We start from the raw sequence: 14,219 nt of genomic DNA, 5'->3' as shown, positions 1-14,219 counted from the left end.
GACTAACACACCGCCATCGCGGGCAAGCCCGGCTCCCACAGTTCTATTGCCTACACCCAGGCTTACTTGGCCTGGTAGATGATCCCAGGGCTGCATTGCACCATCTGGAAGTGATCCGGCAGCCCATTGAGCGCCTCGGAAGCACCGAGGAACAGATACCCTCCGCGCTTGAGGGTGCCGTGGATGCGCAACAGGATGTCTTTCTTCACTTCAGCCGAGAAATAGATCAGCACGTTGCGGCAGAACACCATGTCGAACTTGCCCAGGCTGGCGTAGCTGTCGAGCAGGTTGAACGAGCGAAATTCGACGCGGTTCTTGATCGGCGCCTTGATCGCCCAACGCCCTGCCCCTTTGGGATCGAAGTAGCGTTGCAGCCGTTCCTGGGACAACCCTCGGCCCAGCGCCAGGCTGTCGTACTCACCGGTCTTGCAGTTGGTGAGCATGGTGCCGGACAAGTCCGTGGCCACAATTTGCGCGCCGGCTTTCAACTGGCCCATGTTGGTCCGCTCGAACTCATCGATGGACATCGAGATCGAGTACGGCTCCTGCCCCGAAGAACAGGCCGCCGACCAGATACGCAGGCGCTGGCCCGGGCTGGCCTTGATGGCTTCCGGCAACACTTTGTTCTTGAGCACTTCAAAGGGATAGGTATCGCGAAACCATAAGGTTTCGTTGGTGGTCATGGCATCGACCACCATTTCCTTGAGCCCACTGCGCGGCTGACCCTGGATCCGCTGGACCAACTCACCCAGGGATTTGATGCCCTGCTGTTCCATCAGCTTGTTGAGGCGGCTGGATACCAGGTACTGCTTGTTTTCACCGAGCAATATGCCACAGGCTTTTTCCAGGAAGACCCGGAACTGTTCGAAATCCAAATTACCCGTAGACAATGATGCCGCCTCTTAAATCGTGTGACCGCCAGGGGACATCCCCTAGCCGTGATCTGCTGCCTTGATCCGGTCGACTACCCGGGATGCGAGGTCATCAGGACGGAATTTGGCCAGAAAGTCATCCGCACCGACCTTCTTGACCATTGCCTGATTGAATACCCCCGACAACGAAGTATGCAGGATGATATGCAATTTTTGCATGCGTGGATCGTTACGTATCTCGGCCGTGAGCGTGTAGCCATCCATTTCCGGCATCTCGATGTCAGAGATCATCATCAAGAATTCTTCTTCGGGCTTCTTGCCTTCGTCCGCCAGCTTGCGCAGGTAATCCAGGGCTTGGCGCCCGTCATTGAGGGCTACCACCTCCACCCCGACGGTTTGCAGGCAACGTGTGACCTGCTTGCGCGCCACGGAAGAGTCGTCCACGGTCAACACGCGCAGCGAAACCGCCTTGTGTGCCGTTTCGGCATCCACCACACCGACGGAAATAGTTTCCGAGGTAGGGGCCACTTCGGCGAGGATCTTCTCCACGTCGATGATTTCCACCAACTGGTTATCGACCCGCGTCACCGCCGTCAGGTAGTGATCGCGCCCGGTGCCCTTGGGCGGCGGATGGATCTCTTCCCAGTTCATATTGACGATGCGCTCCACCGAGCGCACCAGGAAACCCTGGGTCTTGGTGTTGTATTCGGTGATGATCACGAAAGGGTTCTGACGGTCTTGCAAACCCGCAGCCCCCGTGGCCATTGCCAGGTCAAGAATCGGAATGGTCGCGCCACGAATGTTGGCCACGCCACACACTACCGGACTGGACTTGGGCATGATCGTCAATTTGGGACATTGCAGCACTTCACGCACTTTAAACACGTTGATGCCATACAACTGATTGCCATCCAGGCGGAAAAGCAACAACTCCAGGCGATTCTGCCCTACCAGCTGTGTGCGCTGGTTTACTGAATCCATTACACCTGCCATGCCCAGACTCCTAAATCCTAGGGGTACGACGCGTACCCAACACTAAACGGCACGAGCTTTGCTATTTACTGAGTATGGATATTAAAACGACAGTTTCCCGACACCCTGGCCGCTCACGCTACCGCAGACTGCTCTGCGCCGCGATGGCGCTGCTTGTCTCGGGCCTGGGCGCCACGGCCCGCGCCGACAACGTTACCCTGCCTGATCTACTTATCGGCGTCACCCAAGGCTTTCTTGAGTTCACTGTAGAAGATTATCTGGCGACCACCCAGACGCCGGGGCGTTATGAAATCCAGGTCAACCAGTTGGACCCACGCTTGCGCATGCCACTGTGCGACAAGGAATTGACAGCCACCCTGGAAAGCCCCGCCCAGCCCATCGGCCGTGTGACCGTAAAGGTGCGCTGTGAGGGCGCCTCGCCCTGGACGGTTTTCGTACCGGCTCAGGTCAAGCTGTTTCGCGATGTAGTGGTGGTGGCGCGACCGTTGAAGCGCACCGGCATCATCGGCTACGACGATGTGGCGTTGCGCGAGCGGGACATCAGCCTGATCAACCAGGGCTACCTGACGTCGCTGGACCAGGCCGTCGGGCAGAAACTCACGCGACCGGTGGTCACCGACCAAGTCCTCACGCTGGTTCATCTGGAACAGGCCGAGGTCATTCGTAAGGGTGACCAGGTGGTGATTTCCGCCAGCAGTGGCGGTCTGAACGTCAGGATGCCGGGCGAGGCGTTGTCCAACGGCGGCATGAGCGAACAGATCCGCGTCAAGAACCTCAACTCCAATCGCGTGATCAAAGCACGGGTCACGGCGCCGGGCCAGGTCGAGGTGGCGCTATAGATGACTGGAATCAAATGCCAGCTTTTCCTACACTGTGTGCTGGATATTGAGCCGAACAGGTTTATTGTCAATCGAGCCTAAAGTTTGCCCGGGTATGGCCGAAAACATGGCAAGCGTCCAAATACCCAGAGGTTTTTCAACATGGTCATTGATTTCAGTCGTTTGAATAACGCCCCGGCCTTGCCCGGCAGTACGCGCACCGGCGGTGCCAAGGACAGCGTAGAAGCCAAGCCGCAGCCCTTGCCTGCCAAAGCAGAGCAGGCCGCCGCTAGCCAGAGTGGGGAATCGGTACATCTGAGCAATGAGGCTCAACAGTTGCAGAAGGTCACTGACTCGCTGCGCGATCAACCCGTCGTCAACAAAGCCCGCGTGGCCGAGTTGAAACAGGCGATCGCCGATGGCAGCTATAAAGTCGACAGCAACCGTGTAGCCAGCAAGCTGCTCAACTTCGAAGCCGAGCGCTAGGCAAAGGCCTGCGCAAGGCTTTTGGACGCTTAAAACCCAAGGCCAGCCATGCACCACGACGAACATTTGCTCCAACTGATCATTGATGATCTGGCACCGACGCAACAATTGCTCGAGTTGCTTAAGGAAGAATCTCTGGCCTTGTACGGCCGAGATATGCCCTTGCTGGAAGATATCCTGGCGCGCAAACAATCGCTGATTGTCTTGCTCGAACAGCATGGCAAGAAGCGCAGCGAGATTCTGATCAGCCTGGGTCTGCCTGCCGATCATGACGGCCTGGCACAACTGGCCAGCCACTCTTCAGTTGGCGATCAACTGCTGGCACAAAGCAAAGAACTCAATCATTTGCTCGCCCAGTGCCAGGAAGCCAACCTGCTCAACGGTCAGTCGATCCAGCTTCAGCAAGCCACGACCGCCAATCAGCTGCGCATACTGCATGGCGGAGAGCCTCCGGCCCTTTACAACGCCCAAGGCTCCACCTCACGCCTGGTCAAGCCAAGCACCCGCAGCCAAGCCTGACGCCGGTTTACAGCGTGACCTATCCAAGGCGCGCTACATACTGGCAAAATGCCGGTTCTTGCGTGTAGTCGTATTTTGCCTGGAGATGGAAGAACCGTGTTCAACGCCCTTAATGCGGAAGATGCACCGCAGCCACCCAAGGTGCTCACCACGCCTCTGGAAATCGCCAGCACGTTGCGGATGCTGCAAGAAAGTCATGACCCGCTGATCATCACTTTCCACGAACGCAGCCAGCGCTTCCAGAGCTACCTGGTGGACATCGACCGGGACAGCAAGACGCTGGTACTGGACGAAATGATCCCCCGTGACGGTGAACGCTATCTTGAGAATGGCGAAGCTTTCCGTATCGAAGGTTTCCATGAGGGCGTGCGGGTCGCCTGGGAAAGCAACGGCACCTTGACCATCAGCGAAAAAGGCGGCCACCGTATCTACAGCGGCAGCCTGCCCGGCGAAGTGGTTTACCATCAACGACGCAATGCCTTCCGCGCCGCTCTCAAACTCGCGCAATTGGTGGACATTCAGTTGGGTGGCGAGAAGCTCAAGGCGCCTATCAGCGGTAAGCTGCTGGATATCTCGGCAACCGGCTGCAAATTGCGCTTTGAAGGCGATATCTCCGAGCGTCTGCAGTTGGGCCAGGTCTATGACCGCTTTATCGCTGCCCTGCCCTTCGGCAGCATGACCACCTCTGTGGAACTGCGCTACCTGCACTTTGAAGACAAGATCAACACCACCTTTGCCGGCGTGCGCTTTCACAACATGAGTGGTTTGGTACAGCGCCAAGTGGAGCGCTTTGTCTACCAATTACAACGTGAAGCTCGGCGCTTCGATAAAGACGACGATCTTTAAGCATTAAACGCTGAGATAAAAAACGGGCAGATCCTGATGGGATCTGCCCGTTTTCCGTTCAGGGGCGCGCCCTGCTCAAATCATGGGGATGTTCGTCCGGGTCGGGTGGCTCGTGCGGTTCTTCGCTCGTCGGCTCCTCGGTTTCAGGGGCAGGCTCTGGATCAGGCACAGTGACTTGCATCTGCTCCTGTACCACCTGCTCATCCACCCGCGGATCAAGGGCAGCCACCAAGGGCGAACTGGACATGCTGTCGGGCATCGCCACGTGATGCAGCGGTGCGTCGTCGACCTGATGCAGGTTGGTCACAGCCTTGGGTCGAATGCGCCACACCAGGATCAACGCACACAGGCTGAAAAACGCATAGAGCATCTGGCTGCCGAATAGCTTCATCACCACACCGGCCAACAGCGGCCCCACGCTGGCGCCGATCCCGTAGGTCACCAGCAACATGGCCGTCAGTGATACCCGACGATCACCTTCCACATGGTCGTTGGAAAAGGCCACAGCCAAAGGGTAAAGACAGAACTGCACCAGCGAACAGAAGAAGCCTGCCACGAACAGTACTTCCAACGGTACCTGCGTCATGATTGCCAACGGCAAAGCCGTTATCGCCAGGCACAAGGCAAAGCAGCGAATCAGCAGTGCGCGGTCATAGCGGTCCGACAACCAGCCCAGCGGCCACTGCACGACCAATCCAGCAAAAATGCAGCTACCCATGAACAGGCCGACTTGCTCAGTCGTCAGGCCCTGCTGAGAGGCGTAGAGCGGTGCCAAGCCGTAGAACGAACCGACGATCAACCCGGCGCCCAACACGGTGCTGAGCGACTGCGGCACGCGCTTGATAAAGAAGCGCGGCTCCATCGGGGCCGGGTGCAGTGGGGCCGGGTGAATGCGTCGAGTCATCGCCACCGGGACCAGGCACAGCGCGAAGCACAGCGCCACGAGCATTAACAGCTCAAGCCCCAGATGGGGATGCATGACCAGGATCAACTGGCCCAGTACCAGCCCAAGGTAGGACGCAATCATGTAGCCGCTGAACACTACGCCACGCTGCTTGGCATCCGCCTGCTCATTGAGCCAACTCTCGATAACCATGTACTGGCACATCATCCCCAGGCCCACGATCATCCGCAGCACAATCCAGGCTGGCAGCCAATCAACCAAACCGTGACCCAGCACTGCTGCGCCGACGATCCCCGCGCAGGTGGCGTAGGCACGAATATGCCCCACCCGGGCAATCAGGCGGTGCCCGAGCTTGCCGCCCAGCACCAAGCCAAAATAGTTGGCAGCCATCAGTGCACCCACCCACAGGCTGTCGACATTGTCTGCTGCCAGGCGCAAAGCCAGATAAGTACTAAGCAGGCCGGAGCCGATCAGCATCATCAAGGAGGCGAAATAAAGGGCTCGAAAAGATTTCCAGATCTGGCGCATCGGCGTTCCGAGCGGCTCCTTGCGGTAAGGGGTAGGGCTATCAGCATGATAGTCCGGGGCAGTTGAATCCGGACAGGCGGCAGGGCCTGTTTACGGGGATTATTTTGTTTCACAGCTCAGACGCTACGTGAGTGTCTGTGAGATACATAACCGTGGAGATAAATACACGGCGCACCACCTGTGAACCTTGATCACACGCAAGGTTCGACTGGTATTCGGGTATCTGTACAAAAGGCTTCAATGGAACGCTATGCAGGCTTTGGAAGTTGGCGTTCTTTTCGAGCGCCCAAAACAAAACCCCAACTGCTTTCGCAATTGGGGTTTCGGAATTTAATCTTGACGATGACCTACTCTCACATGGGGAAACCCCACACTACCATCGGCGATGCATCGTTTCACTGCTGAGTTCGGGATGGGATCAGGTGGTTCCAATGCTCTATGGTCGTCAAGAAATTCGGGTACTGAGTCGCGGCCAGCTGGCCTCGCTTCAGCAAATTGGGTACGTGATAGATCTCGGTGTTTTGTGAGCGTCGAACTTTCGGTTCATCTTCGTCTTCACACACCGCAATCTGATGCTCGTTAGAGTAGTCAAATTGCTTGGGTGTTATATGGTCAAGCCTCACGGGCAATTAGTATTGGTTAGCTCAACGCCTCACAGCGCTTACACACCCAACCTATCAACGTCGTAGTCTTCGACGGCCCTTCAGGGAACTCAAGGTTCCAGTGAGATCTCATCTTGAGGCTAGTTTCCCGCTTAGATGCTTTCAGCGGTTATCTATTCCGAACATAGCTACCCGGCAATGCCACTGGCGTGACAACCGGAACACCAGAGGTTCGTCCACTCCGGTCCTCTCGTACTAGGAGCAGCCCCTCTCAAATCTCAAACGTCCACGGCAGATAGGGACCGAACTGTCTCACGACGTTCTAAACCCAGCTCGCGTACCACTTTAAATGGCGAACAGCCATACCCTTGGGACCGGCTTCAGCCCCAGGATGTGATGAGCCGACATCGAGGTGCCAAACACCGCCGTCGATATGAACTCTTGGGCGGTATCAGCCTGTTATCCCCGGAGTACCTTTTATCCGTTGAGCGATGGCCCTTCCATACAGAACCACCGGATCACTAAGACCTACTTTCGTACCTGCTCGACGTGTCTGTCTCGCAGTCAAGCGCGCTTTTGCCTTTATACTCTACGACCGATTTCCGACCGGTCTGAGCGCACCTTCGTACTCCTCCGTTACTCTTTAGGAGGAGACCGCCCCAGTCAAACTACCCACCATACACTGTCCTCGATCCGGATAACGGACCTGAGTTAGAACCTCAAAGTTGCCAGGGTGGTATTTCAAGGATGGCTCCACGCAGACTGGCGTCCACGCTTCAAAGCCTCCCACCTATCCTACACAAGCAAATTCAAAGTCCAGTGCAAAGCTATAGTAAAGGTTCACGGGGTCTTTCCGTCTAGCCGCGGATACACTGCATCTTCACAGCGATTTCAATTTCACTGAGTCTCGGGTGGAGACAGCGCCGCCATCGTTACGCCATTCGTGCAGGTCGGAACTTACCCGACAAGGAATTTCGCTACCTTAGGACCGTTATAGTTACGGCCGCCGTTTACCGGGGCTTCGATCAAGAGCTTCGCGTTAGCTAACCCCATCAATTAACCTTCCGGCACCGGGCAGGCGTCACACCCTATACGTCCACTTTCGTGTTTGCAGAGTGCTGTGTTTTTAATAAACAGTCGCAGCGGCCTGGTATCTTCGACCGGCATGAGCTTACGGAGCAAGTCCTTCACCCTCACCGGCGCACCTTCTCCCGAAGTTACGGTGCCATTTTGCCTAGTTCCTTCACCCGAGTTCTCTCAAGCGCCTTGGTATTCTCTACCCAACCACCTGTGTCGGTTTGGGGTACGGTTCCTGGTTACCTGAAGCTTAGAAGCTTTTCTTGGAAGCATGGCATCAACCACTTCGTTACTAAAAGTAACTCGTCATCAGCTCTCGGCCTTAGAATCCCGGATTTACTAAGATTCCAGCCTACCACCTTAAACTTGGACAACCAACGCCAAGCTGGCCTAGCCTTCTCCGTCCCTCCATCGCAATAACCAGAAGTACAGGAATATTAACCTGTTTTCCATCGACTACGCTTTTCAGCCTCGCCTTAGGGACCGACTAACCCTGCGTCGATTAACGTTGCGCAGGAAACCTTGGTCTTTCGGCGTGGGTGTTTTTCACACCCATTATCGTTACTCATGTCAGCATTCGCACTTCTGATACCTCCAGCAAGCTTCTCAACTCACCTTCACAGGCTTACAGAACGCTCCTCTACCGCATCACTTACGTGATACCCGTAGCTTCGGTGTATGGTTTGAGCCCCGTTACATCTTCCGCGCAGGCCGACTCGACTAGTGAGCTATTACGCTTTCTTTAAAGGGTGGCTGCTTCTAAGCCAACCTCCTAGCTGTCTAAGCCTTCCCACATCGTTTCCCACTTAACCATAACTTTGGGACCTTAGCTGACGGTCTGGGTTGTTTCCCTTTTCACGACGGACGTTAGCACCCGCCGTGTGTCTCCCATGCTCGGCACTTGTAGGTATTCGGAGTTTGCATCGGTTTGGTAAGTCGGGATGACCCCCTAGCCGAAACAGTGCTCTACCCCCTACAGTGATACATGAGGCGCTACCTAAATAGCTTTCGAGGAGAACCAGCTATCTCCGAGCTTGATTAGCCTTTCACTCCGATCCACAGGTCATCCGCTAACTTTTCAACGGTAGTCGGTTCGGTCCTCCAGTTAGTGTTACCCAACCTTCAACCTGCCCATGGATAGATCGCCCGGTTTCGGGTCTATTCCCAGCGACTAGACGCCCTATTAAGACTCGCTTTCGCTACGCCTCCCCTATTCGGTTAAGCTCGCCACTGAAAATAAGTCGCTGACCCATTATACAAAAGGTACGCAGTCACCCAACAAAGTGGGCTCCCACTGCTTGTACGCATACGGTTTCAGGATCTATTTCACTCCCCTCTCCGGGGTTCTTTTCGCCTTTCCCTCACGGTACTAGTTCACTATCGGTCAGTCAGTAGTATTTAGCCTTGGAGGATGGTCCCCCCATATTCAGACAAAGTTTCTCGTGCTCCGTCCTACTCGATTTCATGACTAAGAGATTTTCGCGTACAGGGCTATCACCCACTATGGCCGCACTTTCCAGAGCGTTCCGCTAATCTCAAAGCCACTTAAGGGCTAGTCCCCGTTCGCTCGCCACTACTAAGGGAATCTCGGTTGATTTCTTTTCCTCAGGGTACTTAGATGTTTCAGTTCCCCTGGTTCGCTTCTTGCACCTATGTATTCAGTACAAGATAACCATCTTATGATGGCTGGGTTCCCCCATTCAGACATCTCCGGATCAAAGTCTGTTTGCCGACTCCCCGAAGCTTTTCGCAGGCTACCACGTCTTTCATCGCCTCTGACTGCCAAGGCATCCACCGTATGCGCTTCTTCACTTGACCATATAACCCCAAGCAATCTGGTTATACTGTGAAGACGACATTCGCCGAAAATTCGAATTTCTCAATTAAGAGAACTCACAAATTTTACCTTAGCCTGATCCGTTACCAGTGAAAGTAACGTTCAGTCTATCTTTCTATCACATACCCAAATTTTTAAAGAACGAACTAGTCAAAGACTAGAAATCAACATTCACCATCACAACGATGGAATGCTCATTTCTAAGCTTTATACAAACAGAAGCAGTAGTGGTGGAGCCAAACGGGATCGAACCGTTGACCTCCTGCGTGCAAGGCAGGCGCTCTCCCAGCTGAGCTATGGCCCCGTATTTCTACAGGCGTTTCCCACACAAAATTGGTGGGTCTGGGCAGATTCGAACTGCCGACCTCACCCTTATCAGGGGTGCGCTCTAACCAACTGAGCTACAGACCCAATTTCGGGCTGCTTCTTTTCGTCTTCTTCAATGAATCAAGCAATTCGTGTGGGAACTTATGGAGCAGCTGATGTCGTCGATTAAGGAGGTGATCCAGCCGCAGGTTCCCCTACGGCTACCTTGTTACGACTTCACCCCAGTCATGAATCACACCGTGGTAACCGTCCTCCCGAAGGTTAGACTAGCTACTTCTGGTGCAACCCACTCCCATGGTGTGACGGGCGGTGTGTACAAGGCCCGGGAACGTATTCACCGCGACATTCTGATTCGCGATTACTAGCGATTCGACCGACTTCACGCAGTCGAGTTGCAGACTGCGATCCGGACTACGATCGGTTTTATGGGATTAGCTCCACCTCGCGGCTTGGCAACCCTCTGTACCGACCATTGTAGCACGTGTGTAGCCCAGGCCGTAAGGGCCATGATGACTTGACGTCATCCCCACCTTCCTCCGGTTTGTCACCGGCAGTCTCCTTAGAGTGCCCACCATAACGTGCTGGTAACTAAGGACAAGGGTTGCGCTCGTTACGGGACTTAACCCAACATCTCACGACACGAGCTGACGACAGCCATGCAGCACCTGTCTCAATGCTCCCGAAGGCACCAATCTATCTCTAGAAAGTTCATTGGATGTCAAGGCCTGGTAAGGTTCTTCGCGTTGCTTCGAATTAAACCACATGCTCCACCGCTTGTGCGGGCCCCCGTCAATTCATTTGAGTTTTAACCTTGCGGCCGTACTCCCCAGGCGGTCAACTTAATGCGTTAGCTGCGCCACTAAAAGCTCAAGGCTTCCAACGGCTAGTTGACATCGTTTACGGCGTGGACTACCAGGGTATCTAATCCTGTTTGCTCCCCACGCTTTCGCACCTCAGTGTCAGTATTAGTCCAGGTGGTCGCCTTCGCCACTGGTGTTCCTTCCTATATCTACGCATTTCACCGCTACACAGGAAATTCCACCACCCTCTACCATACTCTAGTCAGTCAGTTTTGAATGCAGTTCCCAGGTTGAGCCCGGGGATTTCACATCCAACTTAACAAACCACCTACGCGCGCTTTACGCCCAGTAATTCCGATTAACGCTTGCACCCTCTGTATTACCGCGGCTGCTGGCACAGAGTTAGCCGGTGCTTATTCTGTCGGTAACGTCAAAATTGCAGAGTATTAATCTACAACCCTTCCTCCCAACTTAAAGTGCTTTACAATCCGAAGACCTTCTTCACACACGCGGCATGGCTGGATCAGGCTTTCGCCCATTGTCCAATATTCCCCACTGCTGCCTCCCGTAGGAGTCTGGACCGTGTCTCAGTTCCAGTGTGACTGATCATCCTCTCAGACCAGTTACGGATCGTCGCCTTGGTGAGCCATTACCTCACCAACTAGCTAATCCGACCTAGGCTCATCTGATAGCGCAAGGCCCGAAGGTCCCCTGCTTTCTCCCGTAGGACGTATGCGGTATTAGCGTCCGTTTCCGAACGTTATCCCCCACTACCAGGCAGATTCCTAGGCATTACTCACCCGTCCGCCGCTCTCAAGAGAAGCAAGCTTCTCTCTACCGCTCGACTTGCATGTGTTAGGCCTGCCGCCAGCGTTCAATCTGAGCCATGATCAAACTCTTCAGTTCAAACATCTTTGGGTTTTTAAGAAACCCTAAACTTGGCTCAGCAATCGTTGGTTACATCTTTGATTTCTCGCGGAGTAACTTGTGATGCTGATAATCTTGTTGACTATCAGTCTGACCCCACAAGCACCCACACGAATTGCTTGATTCAGTTGTTAAAGAGCGGTTGGTTAAGATCTTTCGTCTCAACCGAGGCGCGCATTCTACAGCAGCCTCATTTGCTGTCAAGTGGTTATTTTCAGAAGTTTTCGAAGATTTCTTCAACAACTTCAACCACTTGCGCTTGCGATCTCTCGTAAGCGGGAGGCGAATTCTACAGGGATCGCCATGGACGTCAACCCCTTATCTTAAAAAAAGCGAAACACTTACTCGCCTATAAAAATCAGGGTACTCCGCCGCCTCTTCTATATAGAAGGAGCGCACAACCTAAGGACGTGCATTATCCCCACCCACACAAATGCATCTGGATCTCAACCGAAAGAAGCGCGGTTGGATCCCGCACAGGCGAGGAACGAGGATGACTGTTGTTGAGACCGGCGAATACCAGGAGGGGAAAGCTTTACAGAGATGGTGTCCCAGGGCCGGTTCGAACGGCCAACCTTCCCCTTAGGAGGGTCAATTCAGGGTCAACAGGATCAAGGCAGAGCCCGCTACTGCTGGGCCATTCCGTCCGGTTGAGTCCGTGCAAACACGCCGGCATAGTGTTTTTTGCTGCCATCCTGCTGTCACGGTCGAAACCTTGAAAACCAAAATCACCCAAAAACTCATTGGCAGTCTCGCCGCCGAGGCAAAAGCATACCGCGTGCATGACACCGTGCAACCTGGATTCTTCATCCGCGTTCTGCCCAGAGGGCACAAGTCCTATATGGTCACCTGGGGGCGCAACAAGAACGCCACCCTGGGGCGCGTTGGGGTCCTAACGCTCGATCAGGCCCGGACCGAGGCCGCCCAGTACCTGGCCGACGCGCACGCACACGGCGAGCCCCTGGCAGTCGCCCAAGGCCGAAAGGGAATAGCCCTCCCCTCTCTGCGTGAGTTCATCGACGACACCTATATGCCGTGGTTCAAGGCCCATCACAAAGGCCATGAAAAGACCCTGCACACGCTCAACAACAACTTCGACGCGATCATGCCTCGGCGCCTGGGCGACATCACCGGTCGCGACCTAGAGCAGATCCGTACCGGCTGGATGCAGGCCGGCAACAAGCCCTCAACGGTGAACCGCAAAATGGGCTCCATCAGCGGTGTATTCAGCCGGGCGGCAGAGTGGGACTACATCGCGGATCACCCCTTGGCCAAGCTTAAACAGCTCAAGGTCGACTCCAACGGGGTGATCCGATACCTGAGCACTGAAGAGGCCAAGCGCCTGCGGGAGGCGCTGGACGCCCGGCAGGATGAGACTCGCGTCGAACGTGAGACGGCGAACAAGTGGCGCGCAGATCGGGGCAAAGAGCAGATGCAAAGTTTGCTGCAGCTGCCCTTCACCGACCACCTAAAGCCTATGGTGCTGGTATCGCTGAATACCGGCATGAGGCGCGGCGAGCTGTTTGATCTGAAATGGCCGGCCGTGAACTTCGACACTAGGACGGTTACAGTCGCCGGCGACACCACGAAGACGAGCGACACGCGGCACATTCCGATGAACAAGGAGGCGTTCGCGGTGCTGGACGAGTGGAGAAAGCAGGGCGGAGATTCCCAGTATGTGTTCCCAGGACAGGACGGCGGACGCTTTGAGGATGTGAAAAGCGCCTGGCTCAAGCTGCTGGAGCGGGCGCAGATCGAGGCGTTCCGCTGGCACGATATGCGTCACGACTTCGCGTCACGCCTGGTGATGGCCGGCGTGCCCCTCAACACAGTGCGGGACCTGCTGGGGCACGCGGATATCAAGATGACGTTCGCTACGCGCACTTGGCGCCAGGGACCAAGGCGGCGGCGGTGGAGTTGATTTAGCGTTTTATACCCAAGCTTTCAATCAAATCGTCAGGCTCTCTCTCTGCGCCCATATAACCAATCCCATCGTCATCACGGAATATCTCTCCTGGGATTTTGATATCTGGCGATACAGAAGAGAGCGGCTTACCTATGTAAGATTCCACCTCTTCCGCAGATAAGTCAGCACAAAATCCTTTGTCAGCAAGCTCCGCCGCCCTCTCCTTGATCAGCCCCCAAGCAAGTTTTATGGTGTTCCGCTTCGGGGTTACAAAAACAATTTGACCGTTTTCGTTCTGCTGGAAAGCCCCACCCATGCGCTCGAAGGCGTGGCTTCTATAATCAGCGTCTGCTTTATTACGGACCTCATATATTGTAAAGAAAATATGGCTGGCCCCCTCAAGCACGGAACGAATACAACCCTCTTCGTGATTTAGCAGCGTGGGGGTGAACATAGCCATATTAACCACCCGATCACTTTCAACCGGCGACCAAATTCGTTCGGACGCATAGGCGAGTGACAGCTCAGAACTAGCCATCACGACCCTGCGGTCATGGGCAAGGCGTGACACGGCAGATTCGATCACACCTGTAATGCTCTGGTGACCGACTCTAGACAAAAGCTCGATAAGAAACTTAACGCGAGGGTCGAGCCTCAACGTCAGTGCATCGGTCTTCTTCGGCGTTTTTTTAATCGTCATCAGATTCTCCTTCCCGCGAAGTATACGCCTTGATGGGTCCTGTTCAATCCGAATATTACTGCACATAATTTGACGTG

The 14,219-nt window shown here is 54.8% G+C and carries 8 protein-coding genes, 2 tRNA genes, 3 rRNA genes and 1 pseudogene; 5 read left to right on the top strand and 9 right to left on the bottom strand.

Going from position 1 to position 14,219, the window contains the following annotated elements; all coding sequences use genetic code 11:
* Nucleotides 1–62 precede the first annotated feature (62 nt).
* Complete coding sequence (cheR, locus tag PSH76_RS05550) at nucleotides 63–890, bottom strand: protein-glutamate O-methyltransferase CheR (protein WP_014719581.1); 828 nt, start codon at nucleotides 888–890, stop codon at nucleotides 63–65.
* A gap of 42 nt (nucleotides 891–932) precedes the next feature.
* A complete protein-coding gene (locus PSH76_RS05545; protein WP_003193578.1) occupies nucleotides 933–1,865 on the bottom strand; it encodes a chemotaxis protein CheV in 933 nt (310 codons plus the stop codon).
* A gap of 74 nt (nucleotides 1,866–1,939) precedes the next feature.
* Between PSH76_RS05545 and flgA the strand changes: the two genes are divergently transcribed.
* The 4 genes from flgA to PSH76_RS05525 all read left to right on the top strand — a co-directional run bounded on the left by flgA (nucleotide 1,940) and on the right by PSH76_RS05525 (nucleotide 4,534).
* Nucleotides 1,940–2,704, top strand: a complete 765-nt coding sequence (gene flgA / locus PSH76_RS05540) for a flagellar basal body P-ring formation chaperone FlgA (RefSeq protein WP_278917800.1) — start codon at nucleotides 1,940–1,942, stop codon at nucleotides 2,702–2,704.
* A 141-nt stretch (nucleotides 2,705–2,845) separates the two neighbouring features.
* Nucleotides 2,846–3,169, top strand: a complete 324-nt coding sequence (flgM, locus tag PSH76_RS05535; protein ID WP_056786938.1) for a flagellar biosynthesis anti-sigma factor FlgM — start codon at nucleotides 2,846–2,848, stop codon at nucleotides 3,167–3,169.
* A gap of 48 nt (nucleotides 3,170–3,217) precedes the next feature.
* Nucleotides 3,218–3,688 (top strand): flagellar protein FlgN, encoded by a 471-nt coding sequence (locus tag PSH76_RS05530; protein WP_032895643.1) that lies wholly within the window; start codon nucleotides 3,218–3,220, stop codon nucleotides 3,686–3,688.
* Nucleotides 3,689–3,784: 96 nt separating this feature from the next.
* Nucleotides 3,785–4,534 carry a flagellar brake protein gene (locus PSH76_RS05525; protein ID WP_014719585.1) on the top strand — a complete coding sequence of 250 codons (750 nt, stop codon included), beginning with the start codon at nucleotides 3,785–3,787 and terminating at the stop codon, nucleotides 4,532–4,534.
* A 58-nt stretch (nucleotides 4,535–4,592) separates the two neighbouring features.
* Here PSH76_RS05525 and PSH76_RS05520 read toward each other — a convergent pair whose 3' ends face one another.
* The 6 genes from PSH76_RS05520 to PSH76_RS05495 form a co-directional block, all read right to left on the bottom strand.
* Nucleotides 4,593–5,966 carry an MFS transporter gene (locus PSH76_RS05520; RefSeq protein ID WP_032895641.1) on the bottom strand — a complete coding sequence of 458 codons (1,374 nt, stop codon included), beginning with the start codon at nucleotides 5,964–5,966 and terminating at the stop codon, nucleotides 4,593–4,595.
* A gap of 334 nt (nucleotides 5,967–6,300) precedes the next feature.
* A 5S ribosomal RNA gene (gene rrf, locus PSH76_RS05515) occupies nucleotides 6,301–6,416 on the bottom strand.
* Nucleotides 6,417–6,574: 158 nt separating this feature from the next.
* A 23S ribosomal RNA gene (locus PSH76_RS05510) occupies nucleotides 6,575–9,463 on the bottom strand.
* Between the two features lie 247 nt (nucleotides 9,464–9,710).
* Nucleotides 9,711–9,786, bottom strand: a tRNA-Ala gene (locus PSH76_RS05505).
* Between the two features lie 30 nt (nucleotides 9,787–9,816).
* A tRNA-Ile gene (locus tag PSH76_RS05500) sits at nucleotides 9,817–9,893 on the bottom strand.
* Nucleotides 9,894–9,975: 82 nt separating this feature from the next.
* Nucleotides 9,976–11,515 (bottom strand): 16S ribosomal RNA (locus PSH76_RS05495).
* The 16S, 23S and 5S rRNA genes sit together here with 2 tRNA genes alongside, the layout of an rRNA operon.
* A 736-nt stretch (nucleotides 11,516–12,251) precedes the next feature.
* On the opposite strand from PSH76_RS05495, the pseudogene PSH76_RS05490 reads away from it, so the two are divergent.
* Nucleotides 12,252–13,462 (top strand): annotated as a pseudogene (locus PSH76_RS05490) (tyrosine-type recombinase/integrase).
* Here PSH76_RS05490 and PSH76_RS05485 read toward each other — a convergent pair.
* Complete coding sequence (locus PSH76_RS05485; RefSeq protein ID WP_305493714.1) at nucleotides 13,459–14,142, bottom strand: hypothetical protein; 684 nt, start codon at nucleotides 14,140–14,142, stop codon at nucleotides 13,459–13,461. The pseudogene PSH76_RS05490 and the gene PSH76_RS05485 overlap by 4 nt on opposite strands.
* Between the last annotated feature and the right edge of the window lie 77 nt (nucleotides 14,143–14,219).

This window comes from Pseudomonas sp. FP215 (genome assembly GCF_030687795.1).
In the GTDB taxonomy this organism is placed as follows: domain Bacteria; phylum Pseudomonadota; class Gammaproteobacteria; order Pseudomonadales; family Pseudomonadaceae; genus Aquipseudomonas; species Aquipseudomonas salmasensis.
The sequence above is the reverse complement of the archived record's forward strand: the minus strand, read 5'-3'. Positions and strand labels throughout refer to the sequence as shown.